Origin of the sequence: Paenisporosarcina antarctica (genome assembly GCF_004367585.1) — a bacterium.
GTDB classification, from domain to species: Bacteria; Bacillota; Bacilli; order Bacillales_A; family Planococcaceae; genus Paenisporosarcina; species Paenisporosarcina antarctica.
On record NZ_CP038015.1, the window covers coordinates 965,672 to 984,474 of the forward strand.

Consider the following 18,803-nt stretch of genomic DNA (forward strand, 5'->3'; position numbering starts at 1 on the left):
GCACTATTTAAAAGATTAGAGTATATTAATAGTAGAAGCGGGACGATAAATAAATGAGTGGGACAGAAAACGTCCAACCACTTATTTAGAAGGAGAATGCAATGGATCAATTACTAGGAGCACAACAAAAATTGTTACCTGAAATGACGGCACTTCTACAAAAGAGATATCGATTATTAATGACAATTCAACTGTCTGCTGGGATTGGACGTAGAGCATTAGGACAAATTGTTCATGCAACTGAACGCGAGACTAGAAGAGAATCAGATATATTGCGAGCACAAGGGTTAATTCACGTGTTGGCAAATGGGATGGAAATTACACAAGAAGGTAATGCTGTGTTACACACTTTAAAAGTGTTAGTTCATGAATTATCTGGATTAGGTGAGATGGAAAGACAATTGGAACAGACTTTTAAGTTAGCTCAAGTAATCATCGTTCCAGGTGACAGTGAAATAGAAAGCTATGCCAAGTCGTTAATTGGTCAGGAAGCAGCAAAGCAACTCGAGTTGTTATCACAAGATCAAGATACTGTCGCTGTTACGGGTGGTAGTACAATTGCCGCTATTACAGATCATTTATCTGTGCATATCAAACCTAAAAATTTAGTGTTTGTTGCAGCACGTGGAGGAATTGGGGAAAACGTAGAATTACAAGCGAATCATATAGCATCAGCATTCGCCCTACAAGCAAGTGGGACTTCTCGAACTCTTTACTTACCCGATCATTTAAGTGAAAAAGCATATAAGACAATGATTAAAGAACCTGTAATAAAGGAAATGATGGATTTATATGATAATACGAACATTGTCATACACGGTATAGGCGATGCTAAAGAAATGGCACGACGTAGAAATTCGAGTCAACAAGAACTAGATACAATTTCTCAGATGCAAGCTGTTGGAGAAGCTTTTGGTTATTACTTTAACGAACAAGGTAAAGCGGTTCATCGCATTCGAACAGTTGGAATTCAATTAAAGCAACTTAAACAAGCTCGACATTTACTTGCAGTGGCAGGTGGAGCTTCTAAAGCTTCGGCCATTCTGTCTTATTTAAAACATGCTCCCCGACAAACGGTATTAATTACAGACGAAGGTGCAGCAAAAAACATAACTCAACTTATGAGTAATTAAAATTAGGAGGAAAAATAAATGACTTTAAAATTAGCTATTAATGGATTTGGACGTATAGGACGCGTGGTGTTCCGCGAAGCAATGAAACAACCTGAAGTGGAAATAGTGGCGATTAACGACTTAACTAATGCAGCGATGTTAGCTCATTTACTAAAATATGATTCAATACATGGTATTTTTAATGCGGATGTTACTTCTGATGGTGACTATTTAATCGTGGATGGCAAAAAAGTTCGTGTATATGCTGAAAAAGATCCTTCAGCTTTACCTTGGAAAGAGCTTGAAATTGATATCGTGATTGAAGCTACAGGTATTTTCCGTGATACCGTATCTGCTGGTAAACATATTGAAGCAGGAGCCAAGAAAGTTATCGTTTCAGCACCTGGTAAAAGTGGAATGCCGACATTCGTTATGGGTGTTAATCACGAGTCTTATAACGAACAAACAGATCATGTGGTTTCAAACGCTTCTTGTACGACAAATAGTTTAGCACCAGTTGCAAAAGTACTTCATGAAAATTTTGGAATTAAACGTGCTATGATGACAACGATTCATTCATACACAAATGACCAACGAATCTTAGACTTCCCACATGAAGACTATCGACGTGCACGTGCAGCCGCGGAATCTATGATTCCAACTTCAACTGGGGCAGCAGCAGCAGTAGCGTTAGTGCTCCCTGAATTAAAAGGGAAATTAGACGGCATGGCAGTTCGAGTACCAACGCCAAATGTATCTATTGTGGATTTAGTTGCAGAGCTTGAAAAAGATGTAACTATTGAAGAACTAAATGCAGCCTTTAAATTAGCATCTGAAAATGAATTAAAAGGATTCTTAGAATATAACGAATTACCATTAGTATCTCGTGACTATAACGGCAACGCTGCTTCATCAACTGTAGATGGACTATCAACCATGGTACTTGAGAAAAACATGGTTAAAGTTTTATCTTGGTATGATAATGAAACAGGCTACTCGGCACGTTGTATAGACCTTGCATTACACATGTACAAAAAAGGTCTGTAATAGGAAATTCTAACTTTGAGCTAGAATGAATCTTGACTATATTTATAGCGAACATTTGCGACAACCACTATAATAGAGTTGAGTAAAAGGAACGGAGGTATACTCCGTTCCTTATTTTTTAAGCATTGAAGGAGGAGAATTCATGAAACAAAAGCAGACAATGAACCAAGTGGACTTTGCAGGTAAACGTGTATTTTGCAGAGTTGACTTTAACGTCCCGATGAAAGATGGAATGATTACAGACGATACACGTATTCGTGCATCACTCCCGACCATTCAACATTTGGTAGACAAAGGTGCAAAAGTAATATTAGCAAGTCATATGGGTCGACCAAAAGGAGAAGTTCATGAAGAGTTCCGCTTAACTGCAGTTGGTGTTCATCTAAGTGAGTTATTACATAAACCAGTACAAAAACTAGACGAGTCAATCGGTGAGTCAGTAGAAATTGCGATTTCTGGAATGGAAAAAGGAGACATTGTATTACTTGAAAATGTCCGGTTCCATAAAGGGGAAGAAAAGAACGATTCAGCATTAGCAGAGCAATTCGCTAAACTGGCAGATGTATATGTAAATGATGCTTTTGGAGCTGCGCACCGTGCCCATGCTTCTACAGAAGGCATTGCGAAACATATACCAGCAGTTTCTGGATTGTTAATGGAAAAAGAATTAGACGTTTTAGGGAAAGCATTATCTAAACCAGAGCGTCCATTTACTGCTATTATCGGTGGTGCAAAAGTTAAAGATAAGATTGGCGTTATTGATCATTTGTTAGACATAGTGGATAACTTATTAATCGGTGGAGGCTTATCTTATACGTTTTCGAAAGCACAGGGCTACGATATTGGAAAGTCATTAGTGGAAGAAGATAAAATTGAGTTAGCCAAATCATTTATCGAAAAAGCAAAAAACAAAGGTGTGAATTTATTCTTGCCTATGGATGTAGTTGTTGCAAGTGAGTTTTCAAAAGATGCTGAGACAAAAGTAGTGAACATTGATGAAATCCCTTCTGACTGGATGGGTCTTGATATTGGTCCAAAAACAACTTCTCAATATGCAGACGTCATTGCCAATTCAAAACTAATCATTTGGAATGGTCCAATGGGCGTATTTGAAATGGCGCCATTTGCAGAAGGAACGAAGGGTGTTGCAAACGCTATGGCAGCAACACAAGCCTATACAGTAATCGGTGGTGGCGATTCAGCTGCAGCTGTTGAAAAATTTGATGTAGCTGATAAAATGGATCACATCTCAACTGGTGGGGGAGCTTCATTAGAGTTCATGGAAGGTAAAGACTTACCTGGAGTAGTAGCACTAAACGATCAAAACTAAGGAGGAATTCGCATGCGAAAACCCATTATTGCTGGTAACTGGAAAATGTACAAAACTTTATCTGAAGCGAAACAATTTGCTGAAGAAGTAAAAGGTTTAGCGCCAGATTCTGTGAAAGTGGATACAGTGATTTGTGCTCCGGCACTTTTTCTTGAACAATTAACACAATTATTATCTGGATCAGCTGTACATGTAGGTGCTCAAACGATGCACTTTGAAAATGAAGGTGCTTTTACTGGTGAAGTTAGCCCAGTTCAATTAGCAGACTTAGGTGTTGAATATGTTGTTGTAGGACACTCCGAACGACGTGAATATTTCAATGAAACAGACGAAGCTGTCAATAAGAAAGTGCATGCGGCATTTGCCAATTCATTAACTCCAATTGTTTGTGTAGGTGAAACTCTTGAAGAGCGTGAAGCAGGTAACACGACAGCGAAGGTAGAAGGACAAGTAGAAAAAGGCCTAGCTGACTTGACTGAAGAACAAGTGAAACAAACGGTCATCGCATATGAACCAATATGGGCGATTGGTACTGGTAAAACAGCTACATCTGAAGATGCCAATGAAGTGTGTGGGGCAATTCGTTCGAAAGTAGAATCGTTATTTGGTCAACAAGTGGCGGATGCTGTACGTATTCAATATGGCGGTTCTGTTAAACCAGAAAATATTGTAGAATTATTATTGATGGAACATATTGATGGTGCCCTAGTTGGTGGCGCAAGCTTACAAGCTCCCTCATTCCTGAAATTACTTGAGGCTGGTGCCAATGTCTAAATTACCAGTTGCACTGATTATCTTAGATGGCTTTGCTCTTCGTAGCGAGGTTTTTGGTAATGCAGTGGCGCAAGCGAAAAAACCAAATTTTGATCGCTTTTGGAATGACTATCCTCACTCGTCCTTGATTGCTTCAGGGAAGGCAGTAGGACTTCCTGAAGGACAAATGGGGAATTCGGAAGTTGGACATTTAAATATTGGCGCTGGACGTATCGTTTATCAAAATTTAACACGTATTCATAAATCGATTGTGGATACCGATTTTTACCAAAATACTGCGTTTATGGAAGCCATTGCACATGTAAAAGCAAATGGTTCAAAGCTCCATTTAATGGGTTTGTTATCTGATGGTGGCGTTCATTCACACTACGAGCACTTATTTGCTTTGCTGCAAATAGCGAAAATGCACGGAGTTGAAGATGTATTTGTTCATGGATTTTTAGATGGACGCGATGTTGGTCCAACAACTGCACTTGCATATATCGAAGAAACCGAACGTCAAATGTCTGATCTCGGTGTAGGTAAGTTTGCTACTATAAGTGGACGTTATTATGCAATGGATCGTGATCACAGGTGGGAACGTGTAGAGAAAACGTATCGCGCATTAGTGGACGGTGTAGGCGAATCAGCTACTTCAGCTGTTGCTGGAGTTCAGTCTTCTTATGATAATCAAGTAGCAGATGAATTTGTTATACCGTTTGTCATTGAAGAAAAAGGACAACCAATCGCAACGATTGACACACAAGATGCTGTTATTTTCTTTAATTTCAGACCGGATCGAGCGATTCAATTATCATCTGTTTTTACAAATTCTGATTGCGATGCATCATTCTCACTGAGTCCTAAACATCCAACTGACTTAAAGTTTGTTACGTTTACTTCTTATAGTGACCAAGTTTTTGCATCTATAGCATATGAGAATGACAACTTAGTCAATACGATTGGGGAAGTTCTTTCAGTAAATGGCAAAACACAATTACGAATAGCTGAAACGGAAAAATACCCACATGTTACGTTCTTTATGAGTGGTGGACGAGAACAACGTTTTCCAGGTGAAGAACGAATATTAATTAATTCACCAAAAGTTGCAACGTATGATCTACAACCAGAAATGAGCGCTTATGAAGTGACCGATGCTTTGTTAGATGCTATTTCATCAGATCGTTTTGATGGAATTTTATTGAATTTTGCTAATCCTGATATGGTGGGCCATAGTGGTATGCTTGAGCCAACGATTCGTGCGATTGAAGTGGTTGACGAATGTTTAGGACGTATTGTTGATGCACTATTATCAAAAGGTGGAACAGCTATCATCACGGCAGATCATGGGAATTCAGATGAAGTCTTAACAATCAAAGGTCAACCTATGACTGCTCATACAACTAATCCAGTTCCTGTTATTGTTACAAAAAAAGGAATAGAGCTACGTGAAGATGGCATTTTAGCCGATTTAGCACCAACCATGTTACACTTATTAGGAATTACGCCACCATTTGAAATGACAGGTAAAACATTACTGAAAACTGAGGAGACTTAAAACATGTCAATTATTACACAAATACAAGCTCGTGAAGTATTAGATTCTCGCGGAAATCCAACAGTTGAAGTCGAAGTATTTACAGAAAGTGGCGCATTTGGTCGTGCAATGGTACCTTCTGGTGCTTCCACTGGAGAACATGAAGCCGTAGAGCTACGTGATGGTGACAAAGGACGTTACTTTGGTAAAGGTGTGTTAAAAGCTGTTGAAAATGTAAATGAAGCAATTGCAGATGAACTTGAAGAAAAATATTCGGTTCTAGATCAAGTATCCATTGATCAAGCTATGATTGAACTAGATGGTACAGATAATAAAGGTAACCTAGGTGCAAATGCTATTCTTGGTGTCTCAATGGCAGTTGCTCATGCAGCAGCAGACTTCTTGGACATTCCATTATACCAATACTTAGGTGGATTCAATGCAAAACAATTACCAGTTCCAATGATGAACATCATAAATGGTGGAGCACATGCAGATAACAACGTTGATATACAAGAATTTATGGTAATGCCTGTAGGAGCAGAATCTTTCCGTCACGCACTACAAATGGGTGCTGAAATTTTCCATAGCTTAAAATCTGTTTTGAAAGAAAAAGGATTGAATACAGCTGTGGGTGATGAAGGTGGATTTGCGCCTAACTTAGCTTCCAATGAAGAAGCTATTACCACCATTTTGACTGCGATTGAGAATGCAGGATATAAAGCAGGGGAAGAAATTTTTATTGCTATGGACGCAGCTTCTTCTGAGTTCTTTAATAAAGAAGATGGCAAGTACCACTTAGTAGGAGAAGGGGTTGTAAAATCCTCTGAAGAGATGGTTAATTGGTATACTGAACTATGCGACAAATATCCAATCATTTCAATAGAAGATGGTTTGGATGAAAACGACTGGGCTGGTCATAAATTATTGACAGAACGTTTAGGCGATCGTGTTCAACTTGTTGGTGACGATTTGTTCGTTACCAACACCACGAAACTCTCTAAGGGAATTAAAGAAGGTGTAGGTAACTCAATCTTAATAAAAGTAAATCAAATAGGTACATTAACTGAAACGTTTGATGCGATTGAAATGGCGAAACGCGCTGGCTATACTACAGTGATTTCTCATCGCTCAGGTGAAACTGAAGATGTGACCATTGCAGATATCGCAGTTGCTACAAATGCTGGACAAATCAAAACGGGTGCACCATCTCGTTCTGACCGAGTTGCGAAATACAATCAATTGTTGCGTATTGAAGATCAACTATTTGATACGTCTAAATACTTAGGATTGAAAACATTTTACAACTTAAAAAAATAAAGTAGAAAGCCGGACACGACTTTAAATTGTGTCCGGCTTTTAATTGCACATTAACATTAAAATTATAGGGTAATTATTTAAAGAGATGCACCTTAAATTTCTAAAAAGTATTGAATATAGATTAAGCGATTATACTTGTCTATATTGTCAAACAGAATTCTTAATGTATTTCTCTATGTTTATTGTGCTTGACTCTATTATTTGGTAAAATAGTATTTGTTGTGATGTTTCTGATCGGGAGGTGGAACAAATGCATGCGTTGTTATTGACTTTACTAGTCATCAATTCGTTAGCATTAATCGTTGTTGTGTTGTTACAATCAGGGAAAAGTGCAGGTTTATCAGGTGCCATCTCTGGCGGAGCTGAGCAACTTTTCGGGAAGCAAAAAGCAAGAGGAATTGATCTTGTCTTACACCGAATAACGATTGTATTAGCTGTATTATTTTTTATTTTGGCAATTGCCGTAACGAAATTATAATAAACACATACGAACCGTCTGACCGACTAAATTGGTTAGGCGTTTTCTTATACTGATTATTAATTGAAAAAGGTAGGAAATTACATTAGTATAAGAAAAACTTTAACGTGCATCATTATAGATGCACACTGTGTTTTGCTAGCACTGATTAATATTGAAACATGTTAGAAATCAGTATAAAAAACAGAGTATTTATGTCTAGTTCCAAGCGTTAGCTCGCTCCTAAGCTTTGGCCAACAGGATGTGAACCATGTAGGCGTTGCGACATGACGTCATGTTGTAAGCTCCTCACATCTATTTCGCCAAAGTAGAGCTAGATTAGCGCTTTTCACTTCTCTTATTAGATGGAGGTCTTTTTAATGCGAATCGCGCAACCCAAACCGTTCTTTTTTGAAGCGGGTAAAAGAGCTGTATTATTACTACATGGATTTACAGGAAATTCGTCAGATGTGCGTATGCTTGGTCGTTTTTTAGAGAAAAATGGCTATACTAGTCTGGCACCTCACTATAAAGGACATGGTGTACCGCCTGAAGAATTAATTTTAACAGGACCTACCGATTGGTGGCAGGACGTTATAAGTGGCTATGACCAATTAAAAGCAGCTGGCTATGAAGAAATTGCTGTTGCTGGATTATCATTAGGTGGTGTTTTTTCATTGAAATTAGGGTATACCTTTCCTATAAAAGGAATTGTGACAATGTGTGCTCCTATGTCTATGAAAACAACAGAACTTATGTATGAAGGAGTTTTAAAATATGCAAGAGATTATAAGCGCTTTGAAGGAAAAGACGCATCTCTTATCGAAGAAGAAGTAGAAGTTCTTCAAGAGAGTTCGATGGAGTCTCTACCTGATTTACGAAGCCTTGTGTATGACGTTCGTGAAAATGTGGATCATATATACGCGCCACTATTTGTTGTTCAAGGACGTCAAGATAGCGTGATTGATACAAACTCAGCCAATATCATTTATGATGAGGCAGAATCATTTGAAAAGGAAATCAAATGGTATGAAAAATCAGGCCATGTGATTACGCTTGATCTTGAAAAAGAACAATTACATGAGGATATACTAGGATTTTTACAGTCATTAGAGTGGCAGGAGTAAAAACTGTCTCACTCGCACACGCTATAAAAAGGAGGGATGAAAGATGGAACAAAATTTACAACAGCGTTTACTGGATTTCATGCGTGAAGAGGACTATAGACCTTTGACTGTACAAGAGTTTGAGAGTCAATTTGGATTTGAAAATGCGGATGAATTTAAAGAATTAGTTAAGACACTCGTCCGTCTAGAAGAAAAAGGATACGTAATTCGTTCAAAATCAAATCGTTATGGTGTTCCTGAAAGAATGAATCTACTAAGAGGTAAATTTATTGGACATGCTAGAGGGTTTGGGTTTGTTGCACCTGATGAAGAAGGTATGGGGGACATTTTTATTCCACCTACTGAAGTTAACGGGACAATGAACGGAGATATCGTCCTTGTGCGTGTCTCTAGTAATAGTTCTGGAGACCGACGTGAAGGCTCTATTACCAAAATTGTAGAACGAGGCATATCAAAAGTAGTGGGTCAATTCCAAGACAATAAAGGATTTGGTTTTGTTCTTCCTGATGATAAAAAAATATCAATGGATATTTTTATCGCAAAAGAAGACACACTTGGTGCGACTGATGGACATAAAGTAATAGTTGAAATTACGGGATGGCCAGAAGGTCGTAATTCTGCAACTGGTATGGTGACACAAATTCTAGGACATAAAAATGATCCTGGTGTTGATATTTTATCTATTATTCATAAACATGGTATTGAAACCGACTTTTCACAACAAGTTTTAGATCAAGCCAATACAGTACCGGATGAAATTGCAAAATCTGATTTAGAAGGTCGACGTGACCTTCGAAATGAAGTCATAGTAACAATTGATGGCGCAGATGCAAAAGACTTAGATGACGCGGTTACAGTAACCAAGAATGCAGATGGTACCTACAAACTAGGAGTTCATATAGCTGACGTAAGTCATTATGTTACCGAAGGTTCACCTATGGATACAGAAGCATATGACCGGGCGACAAGTGTCTACTTAACGGACCGAGTTATTCCTATGATTCCACACCGTTTATCAAACGGTATTTGTTCATTGAATCCACAAGTAGACCGCTTAACTTTGTCTTGTGAAATGGTGATTAATGGTAGCGGAACAGTGGTCTCACACGAAATTTTCCAAAGTGTTATTAAAACAAAAGAACGAATGACATATACAGATGTCTACAAGATTGTAGAAGAAAAAGATGAAGCTTTACTTGAGAGATACAGTGATTTAGTACCGATGTTTGACCTAATGGTGGAACTTGCTGCTGTTTTACGAGAAAAACGTGCAAATCGTGGAGCAATTGATTTTGACTTTAAAGAATCAAAAATTCTTGTTAACGAAGAAGGTTGGCCGACAGATGTTGTCATTAGAGAACGAACTGTAGCTGAGCGTTTAATAGAGGAGTTTATGTTAGCTGCAAATGAAACTGTAGCAGAACATTTTCACTGGATGGACGTGCCGTTTATTTACCGTATTCATGAAGATCCAAAACCTGAGAAACTTCAGCGATTCTTTGGATTCTTAACGAACTTTGGTATTGTTGTAAAAGGGGCTGGTAATGAAATACACCCGCGTGCTTTACAAGAAATTGTAGAGTCTATTGCAGGATTACCTGAAGAGCCTGTTATCTCAACTATGATGCTTCGTTCATTGCAGCAAGCGCGTTATTACTCTGAGAGTCTCGGTCATTTTGGTTTATCAACCGATTATTACACACACTTTACATCACCGATTCGACGTTATCCAGATTTAATTGTGCACCGTTTAATACGCACATATTTAATTAATAAAGATGTATCAAAACCGACCATCGCCCATTGGGAAGCGATTATGACTGAAATTGCGGACCATACTTCTGAACGTGAACGTCGTGCAGTTGAAGCGGAGCGAGATACAGAATCATTGAAAAAAGCACAATTTATGGTTGATAAAATTGGTGAAGAGTTTGAAGGGATTGTAAGTTCAATCACAAATTTTGGTATGTTTATTGAGCTTCCAAACACCATTGAAGGCCTTGTCCATGTGAGTAATATGACAGATGATTATTATCGATTTGATGATCGTCAAATGATGATGCTAGGAGAACGAGCAGGCAAACAGTTCCGCATCGGAGATGAAGTAACAGTTCGTGTTACGTCTGTTAAACCGGAAGAGTCTGCGATTGATTTTGAAATCGTAGGAATGAATAAATCATTCCCACGTACACGCAAGGAAGCACCAAAAGTGATTCAAGCAAAACGTAAAGAAGGTTCTGGGAATCGTTCATCTGATAATTCTTCAAAACCTGGTCAGAAAAAAGAAGTAAAACAAAAGAAAAAATATTTCGAAGGCATTGCCAAAAAACAACAAGGTCAAGGTCGTAAAAGAAAGAAAAAGTAAGGAGTTAGAGCGGTGATAAACCGCTCTTTTCAAAACAGCGAGGTGTACACAAATGGCAAAAGGTCAAGGGAAAGTCGTTGCGCAAAACAAAAAAGCGAATCATGATTTCTATATTGAAGACACGATTGAAGCTGGTATCGTATTGCAAGGTACTGAGATTAAATCTGTAAGAAAAAGTAAAGTTCAATTGAAAGATGCATTTGTGCGAATTCGCAACAATGAAGCCTGGATTTCCAATATGAATATCAGTCATTATGAACAAGGGAATCGTTTTAATCATGAACCTTTACGTTCAAGGAAGCTGTTACTTCACAAGAAGCAAATTAATGAGTTAATCGGTCTTTCCAAAAGAGATGGTTTTTCAATCATTCCAATCAAAATGTATTTAAAAGATGGCTTTGCCAAGGTATTAATTGGTATGGGTAAAGGGAAAAAGACTTACGATAAACGTGAGGATTTAAAAAATAAAGAAGCTAAACGTGATATGGCAAGAGCATTCAAGTCTCGAAACCAAGAATAATAATACTTGAAGTTTGACCAATTTTGTCTTATAATGAAATTACTACTTTGCCAGATTTTCATGTAGTACACCCGAACTTCCAATAAGAATTCAAGAAGGAACAAAGAATAGCGATAGCAATTTTTTGAGCATGCCTTTTTGATTTTCATTTATTAAGGGGACGTTACGGATTCGACAGGGATAGTCTGAGCTTAAGTTGCGCGTCGGAGGGCTCGGCTCCGTATCAACGGCACTCTATAATAATTGGCAAAAACCAAAACCTAGCATTCGCAGCGTAAGCTGACGATGTTGCTTGTCTTGGCCATCGCCCATGTGGTCATGTACGAGCTCACTTTTAGTGGGATACGATTGTCGATGCGACTTGAGTCGACAAGAAGAGATTTCCAAGTTAGCGCACAAGACGCCCGCTTGTCGGCATAATGCTGCGCGAAATTTAATAGGCAAGATACACGCGTAGAAGCTTAAGTGTTAGAGTTTCTGGACGCGGGTTCGATTCCCGCCGTCTCCATTTACATGATTTATGTAGGTGGATATAATCTATTCAATCAAGCACGTCTTTCGATTAACTTCGAAAGACGTGTTTTTTTGTTGTCTAATTGTATGCCAAGAGATAAACATTTTAATGGAATTGTCTTTTAGTTTGCTAGTAGATGAGATATAAGTGAGTATATGGCTGTATTATTCTCGTATTTAAATAAAGAAAGAAAAGAGAGGTATATAAGTAGTTATTATAGTAAGGTACTTGCATATAATTGACTAAGTTGACTAATTTATTATTGTTAAAATGTGTGGGAAAATAGTGAAACCTGGGAAAAATTCGTTTATTACATATAGCACAATATTTTCTTGTTTTTATGAGCAATTTGGTAAACGCTTCTTCAATATGTTTAGTTCTTTTTTATTATTACTTATTCAAGTCCCATTATATCTACTAATCTTTTTCTGCTTACTTGTTTTTTCAGGGCCATCCTTAATATTTAAACAAAAATGAACGGGTTAGTTAAAAAGACCAACCAAATAAATCAATTAAAACTGCTTACAAATGGACTGTCGGTATATCGGAAGATTATGTATTTATGATATCACCAATTCAAAACGGTACTTAAAACGAGCATAGTTTTTTTTATGTTGATAAAAAACTGTTCATTCCAATTAGATATAAAAATCATCATGCTCACAATTATAGCGATTTTTTAAAGGCAAGGGGGCATATTAACTTTCATGAATAGAACTATGGAAATTCGTGATTTTATTAACTTATTTAGAAAGAAGAAGAAAATCATTTTACTGGTTACTTTAAATATAATGCTTATTGGAGGCTTTGCGAGTTTTGCGATACCTACAAAGTTTGAAGCGAAAACAGATGTACTTGTAAATTTCACTACTACAAATATTGTGTCGAGTGGAGAGATTGATGCAAATTTACGCCTTATTGAAACATATAAATATTTGATGAAAAGTAATCGGATATTAAATAAAGTAAACAATTCACTTAAGGAAGCGTATAAAAAAGATGAACTAAATCAAATGGTGAAAATCGAATCAAACATAAATTCACAAATTTTAACCATTTTGGTTGAAGAAAAAACACCGGAAAAAGCAGTGGCATTAGTAAATGCCATTGCCACTACTTTTAAGGAAGAAATAAAAACGCTTATGAACTTAGAAAATGTTCATATATTAAGTGAAGCAACTGTAGGTCAAGATACAAAAGTAATTAAGCCGGTTACAACATTATTTTTTATCATTTCTGCAATTATCGGATTTTTGGTAAGTTATATTTTCGTTCTAATCCAAGAAATGTTTTATACAATAATTGACTCTCCCGAAAAAGCTGAAAAAGCACTTGGCATACCTGTAATCGGTATGATTCCTTCTGGAGAAGGAAAACTTATATATGAATTAGAATCGAATGATGTTTTTACAGAAATATTTCGTTCGCTTCGAGCAAATTTACTTTATTTACTTTCAAAACAACAAGCGAAAACACTACTTGTGACGAGTGCGGAATCTGGCGACGGTAAATCTTACGTGAGCGCAAACTTAAGCATTGTATTTGCGATGGATCAGAAAAAAACAGTTTATGTTGATGCTGATTTACGAAGAGCAAATGGGCGTAAACTGTTTCAATTACCAAAACGTATAGGTATTACCTCATATGTGACAGGCTTGTACAATTTGCAAGATATCATTCAACCCACTGAAGTGCCTAACCTTTACTTTATTAGTGCAGGTCCAGTTCCTCCAAATCCAGCAGAGCTAATTTCTTCAGAGAAATTCACTCAACTTATAGAAGAATTAAAGAAACAGTTTGACATAATTATAATTGATACACCCCCCATGCTTGTTGCCGATACACTTCATATATCGACAAATGTAGACGGGTGTTTGTATGTAGTGAATGCGGAGACTTCTAAACTCGAACAGTCTATTCATTCAATTGAACAGTTAAAAAAAGTTCAAGCACCACTAATTGGTTCAATTCTCAATAAATCAAAACAGTCAATTCGTTCTAATTCTTACTACAATTAAGGAAGGTAGCATATGTTAGTATTTACACAATCATATTTTACTGGGATTAGAAACTTTCCTTCTAATTCAAAATGTAGTCCAAAACGGAGTTACTTATATTGTGGCTATTCCACACCAATTTTCACAAAACCAGTCTAACAAAATGGTCTATCAATTATTGACGTGATGATGTTCAATAGTAAATCAGAAATAATTGATATGATAATAAAACACTATAATTAGTGAATATGTAAAGATCATTTAGCATTTCAAAGTTTAAATATGAGAGAAGTTGCTGAAAAAATATAACTAGTGAATAACTAACGTACCTACTAAGATAAAGTAGTAGGTTTTTTAATTTTTTAATGAACCTTCTTATTTTCCCGATGTCATTTTAGCGAAGTAACAGATGGAAACTATATTAAAATTGATGTATTGAGTTCTGGTTTAAATGGGAAAGAGTACAATATCTATCACGTACTTTTTATATCTCCGTTTAAAACATCGGTGGTTCATCTCTTGTTGTCTTTCTTTCCAAGTTACATTGCTGGAGAAACATCTCTCCAAATAAAGTGAAATCCTACAGCTATAATTCATATAAATAAGTAACATAGGAAAAAGAGGATGCCCATCTTAACTTGGGCATCCTCTTAATTTTTAAATGTTAAAAAGATATTCATTTCTGGTATGTTCTCTTTCCTCGCGCTAGAGTTAGTTCACGATCCCGGAAAGGCGTTAGCTCTTCAACGCAATACGGTAAAACAGCTCCTAATGCTTCTTTTATGTATACTTTGCTCCAATAACTAGGATGTAAGTCATAACCTACCTCACATTTTTTACACAAAGCTGGAGATTATTCAAGCCAATCGTACCAACCAGTTCTACAGATTCTTTAACTTGAAGTTCCTATCGAATGGTTTTTTTCCATGTTTGTTGCAAAAGACTGTATCATTTTCTCCGCTTGTTCTACTTCAACAAATGGATCCATCCCTTAATATCGAGTCACATCTTCACGCTAGAATTGTTTAAAAAGAGTAGAGGCGTTGATGTGTTAAACTCTATCAGTTCTAATTTTTTTGTTTCTAATATGGGAAATGACATATCTCTACCCCCAATTTCTAACTGTCCGTTTCTTGAGTAAAATAAATATAATCAATTGCAATACCTTTTATGTCAAACTGTCTTAAAAACGAGGTCACTTGGCCACGATGATATGAAGAATGATTAATGAACGTAAAGAACATTTCTTCTCGTGTATTTGAAAACGGATCGCCTTTTATATTTGTAAAGTGCAAGGTTTCTTTCCACTGATCATCTGTCAGTGTTCCAAAGTATTGTACCATCTCTTTGTGTAACTGTGAAAAACCATCTTTCGTGATTGACACCTTACTTACATCGAATACTTGCCATTCGGGTTTCTCATTCCCGGTTAAACGTTTGTACCAAATGTAGTCTACACTCAGAATATGTGAATACGTTTCACTGATTGATTTAAAAGAATTCTTTGCCTCTTGATGAAAAACCGAAGCATCTTGTGACTCAACATGATCTAATAATTTTTGAGTCGCCCATTTATGATATCGAAACATCGATTGCCATTCCATTATAAGACCTCCTTTAAAAATGTTAATGTTTTCTATGTTAACACTTTAATGAAGTAATACACTACCACTGCATCTTGTTATAATTTGGTAAATAGTTATTGAAGTTCTATTGTGGCACCCTTATACTCGATGTAGAGGAGTGTTCAACATGATCTTATTAACAGGTGAGAATTTAAATATTGAGGAAATGCGCTCTATTTTATTTCAAAATGAAAAAATAGAATTAGATAAAAATGCGTTAATTCGCGTGCAAAATAGTCGTGAAGCGGTAGAACGAATCGTAAAAGAAGGTCGCACCGTATATGGTATTAATACAGGATTTGGTAAATTTAGTGATGTTAGTATTAATGAAGAAGACGTGCGTGCATTGCAGCTTCATTTAATACGTTCACATGCTTGCGGAATTGGTGAACCATTTGAAGAGCGTGTGTCGCGTGCAATGGTTGTCTTAAGATTAAACGCCTTATTAAAAGGGTTCTCAGGAATTCGTGTAGACGTTTTGGAACGCTTAGCGTACATGGTTAATCACTCTATTCATCCAGTCATTCCTTCTCAAGGATCTCTTGGTGCATCTGGTGATTTAGCCCCTTTGTCGCATTTGGCCCTTGTTCTTGTTGGTGAAGGTTTTGTGTGGAGAGATGGACAACATATAGCAGCTTCAGATCTATGGACTGAACATGCCATTGAACCACTTGTTCTTGAAGCCAAAGAAGGACTCGCATTAATTAACGGGACTCAAGCGATGACTGCACAAGGAGTCGTAAATTGGTTAGAAGCAGAGACGCTAGCTTATCAAAGTGAATGGATTGCTGCGATGACGATGGAAGCGCTTCATGGCATTACAGATGCTTTTCATCCAGCTGTTCATAAAGCCCGTGGTTACGTAGAACAAGTTGATGTAGCCAAAAGAATGCTTGTATGGTTAGAAGGGAGTCAACTAGTTACTGTCCAAGGACAAAAACGTGTTCAAGATGCTTATTCCCTAAGATGCATTCCACAGATACACGGGGCTAGTTGGCAAGTACTTGGCTATGTAAAAGAAAAGTTAGAAATTGAAATGAATGCGGCAACAGATAACCCGCTCATTTTTGAAGATGGCGAAGTCATTATTTCTGGTGGTAATTTTCATGGACAACCAATTGCCTTTGCAATGGACTTCTTAAAGATTGCCGTAGCCGAGCTTGCTAACGTTTCAGAAAGACGTATTGAACGCCTTGTAAATCCCTATTTAAATGAAGGGCTGCCTCCATTTTTAAGTCCACAACCGGGACTGCAATCTGGTGCGATGATTCTACAATACGCAGCAGCAAGTTTAGTTTCAGAAAATAAAACACTTGCTCATCCTGCATCTGTTGACTCAATACCATCTTCAGCAAATCAAGAAGACCATGTCAGCATGGGAACGATTGGTGCACGCCATGCAGGTACCATTATTCAAAATGCACGTCGTGTGTTAGCGATTGAAACATTCTGTGCACTTCAAGGAACTGAGTATCGAGGAAAAGAAAAAATGTCCCCATCTCTACAAGACAAATGGAAAGAATATAGAACATTTACACCATCTATTGATGAGGATCGTATTTTCAGCATAGATATAGAGAGAATTAGTGCATACTTGCAAAAAGAAACTGGCTTTACCACTTATTTAAACTAATATTCTATCCCTGTGATTTAAGGAAAGAGTCAATCAAATGGGGAAATATCAAAAGAGCACAAATTCGCATATGAATTAGGCTCTTTTTGTCTGTTATTTGGTCGCATTAAAATTTCAACAAGATAATAAATGTGAATTTGACAAACCTAGCCATAAAGCTGAGTGTTCACACATATAAGTCTTATTCAACTAACGTTAGTTCAAAATGATTTCTTTGCCCATAAATTTATATATAAGTTTGTAACCGCTACATCAATCATTCCTTCTTCTTCAAAATCAGGAACTAACTCTTCTGGTAACTCCAGATAAAAACCAAACTCATCTACATCACTGTAGTTTAAGCCTGAATATTCAGAAGGACTTAATTTATAAGTATCACCTCTATACGTTGCTTTTGCTTTCGCTTGAAATTTACTTATTAAACCATCATTATTATGTTTGTGTTCAACACCTGATATTATTGTTGCACCACCTAAACTAGAACTTCCACTTGACCTAAAGAATAATTCATATTCCTTTGTATTATGAGCGATTACTTTCGACAGGTAAATTTGATTTTCTCCATCATCAAAAAGCACTTTTCCTTTGTTATTCTCCAGATTATTTAAATCAATCTCGATTGTATATTCTCCTTCAATAGGGTGTGCATTATTGTGATAATTTTCAATGTTATTAGTAAAATAATTTATTCCCTGTATCCGAAGATTGTATATTTCCACTGCCCGAGGAATGAACAAAGCACCAAGGGCAATTATTGCTACTATAATATATACCGTATTTAGAGTTAATATTCTTTTCATAAAATCCTCCCAATTCAAATTGGATGTTTTTTGCCATAAGCCTAATTCCTTCTTTCAATATACGGTAGTAATAGGTAAGCATTTGAAGTTATCACGTGGTTTTATCATTTCTATCCTCGGTTATAAAGTTAGAATTTCCGAAGAAATCCCTTGTTTTTTCACACATTAGTGTTTATAACAAAACTTGTCGCGCCACCGAGTTAGTTGAATAACAAAAGAGCCACCTAATTCAATACTTCTATTTATAAGATTACCATATATTTGATTTAAATTATTTTATTAAAATAGAACGCGAAAAAGCACTGTTGAAATCAATGCTAATTTGTATGTGTAAATGACGTTGATTGTTACTACTTTCCAATTTATTTAAACGTTTGTACCAGCAAAATGAATGTTACTCTGTAAGCGATTCGGTTCTTTTTAAAGGAGTAAACGATAAAATTTCAATTTCATTATAGACAAAAAAGGTCCGGGTGTAATATGTTCGATTTTTCTTAAAAATAGTCTCCATACTAAACACCATGAACCCCGTGTTCATGGTGTTTAGTATGGAGAATAACATGCTAAAACAGAATTTCACGGTGGAACTTACGCTAAACCTATAAATATAAAGGCGTGATTTCCTTTTTTAGCACACAAGAACCTCTTGAGTTTCAGTGGAAGTGA

15 protein-coding genes and 1 other RNA gene are annotated in these 18,803 nt (G+C 36.7%); 13 read left to right on the forward strand and 3 right to left on the reverse strand.

Features of this window, described 5'->3' with window-relative positions; genetic code table 11:
- Positions 1 to 101: 101 nt before the first annotated feature.
- The 12 genes from E2636_RS04845 to E2636_RS04900 all read left to right on the forward strand — a co-directional run bounded on the left by E2636_RS04845 (position 102) and on the right by E2636_RS04900 (position 14,100).
- Positions 102 to 1,133: a sugar-binding transcriptional regulator gene (locus E2636_RS04845; protein ID WP_134209213.1), complete on the forward strand. Its 1,032-nt coding sequence runs from the start codon at positions 102 to 104 to the stop codon at positions 1,131 to 1,133.
- An 18-nt stretch (positions 1,134 to 1,151) separates the two neighbouring features.
- Positions 1,152 to 2,159: a type I glyceraldehyde-3-phosphate dehydrogenase gene (gene gap / locus E2636_RS04850; RefSeq protein WP_134209214.1), complete on the forward strand. Its 1,008-nt coding sequence runs from the start codon at positions 1,152 to 1,154 to the stop codon at positions 2,157 to 2,159.
- A 142-nt stretch (positions 2,160 to 2,301) separates the two neighbouring features.
- Positions 2,302 to 3,489 carry a phosphoglycerate kinase gene (locus E2636_RS04855; protein ID WP_134209215.1) on the forward strand — a complete coding sequence of 396 codons (1,188 nt, stop codon included), beginning with the start codon at positions 2,302 to 2,304 and terminating at the stop codon, positions 3,487 to 3,489.
- 12 nt (positions 3,490 to 3,501) lie between these two features.
- Positions 3,502 to 4,263, forward strand: a complete 762-nt coding sequence (tpiA, locus tag E2636_RS04860; protein WP_134209216.1) for a triose-phosphate isomerase — start codon at positions 3,502 to 3,504, stop codon at positions 4,261 to 4,263.
- Positions 4,256 to 5,800 (forward strand): 2,3-bisphosphoglycerate-independent phosphoglycerate mutase, encoded by a 1,545-nt coding sequence (gene gpmI, locus E2636_RS04865; protein ID WP_134209217.1) that lies wholly within the window; start codon positions 4,256 to 4,258, stop codon positions 5,798 to 5,800. The genes tpiA and gpmI overlap by 8 nt, the downstream gene beginning before the upstream one ends.
- Before the next feature lie 3 nt (positions 5,801 to 5,803).
- Positions 5,804 to 7,099 (forward strand): phosphopyruvate hydratase, encoded by a 1,296-nt coding sequence (gene eno / locus E2636_RS04870; RefSeq protein WP_134209218.1) that lies wholly within the window; start codon positions 5,804 to 5,806, stop codon positions 7,097 to 7,099.
- A gap of 250 nt (positions 7,100 to 7,349) precedes the next feature.
- Positions 7,350 to 7,577, forward strand: coding sequence for a preprotein translocase subunit SecG (secG, locus tag E2636_RS04875; protein ID WP_017379158.1), 228 nt, complete (start codon positions 7,350 to 7,352; stop codon positions 7,575 to 7,577).
- A 359-nt stretch (positions 7,578 to 7,936) separates the two neighbouring features.
- Positions 7,937 to 8,683 carry an alpha/beta hydrolase gene (locus tag E2636_RS04880; RefSeq protein ID WP_134209219.1) on the forward strand — a complete coding sequence of 249 codons (747 nt, stop codon included), beginning with the start codon at positions 7,937 to 7,939 and terminating at the stop codon, positions 8,681 to 8,683.
- Between the two features lie 43 nt (positions 8,684 to 8,726).
- Complete coding sequence (gene rnr / locus E2636_RS04885; RefSeq protein ID WP_134209220.1) at positions 8,727 to 11,048, forward strand: ribonuclease R; 2,322 nt, start codon at positions 8,727 to 8,729, stop codon at positions 11,046 to 11,048.
- A gap of 52 nt (positions 11,049 to 11,100) precedes the next feature.
- Positions 11,101 to 11,568: an SsrA-binding protein SmpB gene (gene smpB, locus E2636_RS04890; RefSeq protein ID WP_017379155.1), complete on the forward strand. Its 468-nt coding sequence runs from the start codon at positions 11,101 to 11,103 to the stop codon at positions 11,566 to 11,568.
- Positions 11,569 to 11,724: 156 nt separating this feature from the next.
- Positions 11,725 to 12,079, forward strand: a transfer-messenger RNA (tmRNA) gene (gene ssrA / locus E2636_RS04895).
- A gap of 710 nt (positions 12,080 to 12,789) precedes the next feature.
- A complete protein-coding gene (locus E2636_RS04900) occupies positions 12,790 to 14,100 on the forward strand; it encodes a tyrosine-protein kinase domain-containing protein (protein ID WP_134209221.1) in 1,311 nt (436 codons plus the stop codon).
- Between the two features lie 655 nt (positions 14,101 to 14,755).
- Here the strand turns inward: E2636_RS04900 and E2636_RS19305 are convergent.
- Both E2636_RS19305 and E2636_RS04910 read right to left on the reverse strand, forming a co-directional pair.
- Positions 14,756 to 14,923, reverse strand: coding sequence for a GNAT family N-acetyltransferase (locus E2636_RS19305; RefSeq protein ID WP_243840729.1), 168 nt, complete (start codon positions 14,921 to 14,923; stop codon positions 14,756 to 14,758).
- Positions 14,924 to 15,197: 274 nt separating this feature from the next.
- Positions 15,198 to 15,683 (reverse strand): DinB family protein, encoded by a 486-nt coding sequence (locus E2636_RS04910; protein ID WP_134209222.1) that lies wholly within the window; start codon positions 15,681 to 15,683, stop codon positions 15,198 to 15,200.
- Positions 15,684 to 15,831: 148 nt separating this feature from the next.
- On the opposite strand from E2636_RS04910, the gene hutH reads away from it, so the two are divergent.
- Positions 15,832 to 17,337 carry a histidine ammonia-lyase gene (gene hutH, locus E2636_RS04915; protein ID WP_134209223.1) on the forward strand — a complete coding sequence of 502 codons (1,506 nt, stop codon included), beginning with the start codon at positions 15,832 to 15,834 and terminating at the stop codon, positions 17,335 to 17,337.
- A gap of 200 nt (positions 17,338 to 17,537) precedes the next feature.
- Here hutH and E2636_RS04920 read toward each other — a convergent pair whose 3' ends face one another.
- Positions 17,538 to 18,137: a hypothetical protein gene (locus E2636_RS04920; protein WP_134209224.1), complete on the reverse strand. Its 600-nt coding sequence runs from the start codon at positions 18,135 to 18,137 to the stop codon at positions 17,538 to 17,540.
- Positions 18,138 to 18,803: the final 666 nt, after the last annotated feature.

What these genes read in the sequence shown, in the direction of transcription:
- E2636_RS04845 (WP_134209213.1), top strand. Translation starts at nt 102, where the DNA reads ATGGATCAATTACTAGGAGCACAACAAAAATTGTTACCTGAAATGACG.
- gap (WP_134209214.1), top strand. Translation starts at nt 1,152, where the DNA reads ATGACTTTAAAATTAGCTATTAATGGATTTGGACGTATAGGACGCGTG.
- E2636_RS04855 (WP_134209215.1), top strand. Translation starts at nt 2,302, where the DNA reads ATGAAACAAAAGCAGACAATGAACCAAGTGGACTTTGCAGGTAAACGT.
- tpiA (WP_134209216.1), top strand. Translation starts at nt 3,502, where the DNA reads ATGCGAAAACCCATTATTGCTGGTAACTGGAAAATGTACAAAACTTTA.
- gpmI (WP_134209217.1), top strand. Translation starts at nt 4,256, where the DNA reads ATGTCTAAATTACCAGTTGCACTGATTATCTTAGATGGCTTTGCTCTT.
- eno (WP_134209218.1), top strand. Translation starts at nt 5,804, where the DNA reads ATGTCAATTATTACACAAATACAAGCTCGTGAAGTATTAGATTCTCGC.
- secG (WP_017379158.1), top strand. Translation starts at nt 7,350, where the DNA reads ATGCATGCGTTGTTATTGACTTTACTAGTCATCAATTCGTTAGCATTA.
- E2636_RS04880 (WP_134209219.1), top strand. Translation starts at nt 7,937, where the DNA reads ATGCGAATCGCGCAACCCAAACCGTTCTTTTTTGAAGCGGGTAAAAGA.
- rnr (WP_134209220.1), top strand. Translation starts at nt 8,727, where the DNA reads ATGGAACAAAATTTACAACAGCGTTTACTGGATTTCATGCGTGAAGAG.
- smpB (WP_017379155.1), top strand. Translation starts at nt 11,101, where the DNA reads ATGGCAAAAGGTCAAGGGAAAGTCGTTGCGCAAAACAAAAAAGCGAAT.
- E2636_RS04900 (WP_134209221.1), top strand. Translation starts at nt 12,790, where the DNA reads ATGAATAGAACTATGGAAATTCGTGATTTTATTAACTTATTTAGAAAG.
- E2636_RS04910 (WP_134209222.1), bottom strand. Translation starts at nt 15,683, where the DNA reads ATGGAATGGCAATCGATGTTTCGATATCATAAATGGGCGACTCAAAAA.
- hutH (WP_134209223.1), top strand. Translation starts at nt 15,832, where the DNA reads ATGATCTTATTAACAGGTGAGAATTTAAATATTGAGGAAATGCGCTCT.
- E2636_RS04920 (WP_134209224.1), bottom strand. Translation starts at nt 18,137, where the DNA reads ATGAAAAGAATATTAACTCTAAATACGGTATATATTATAGTAGCAATA.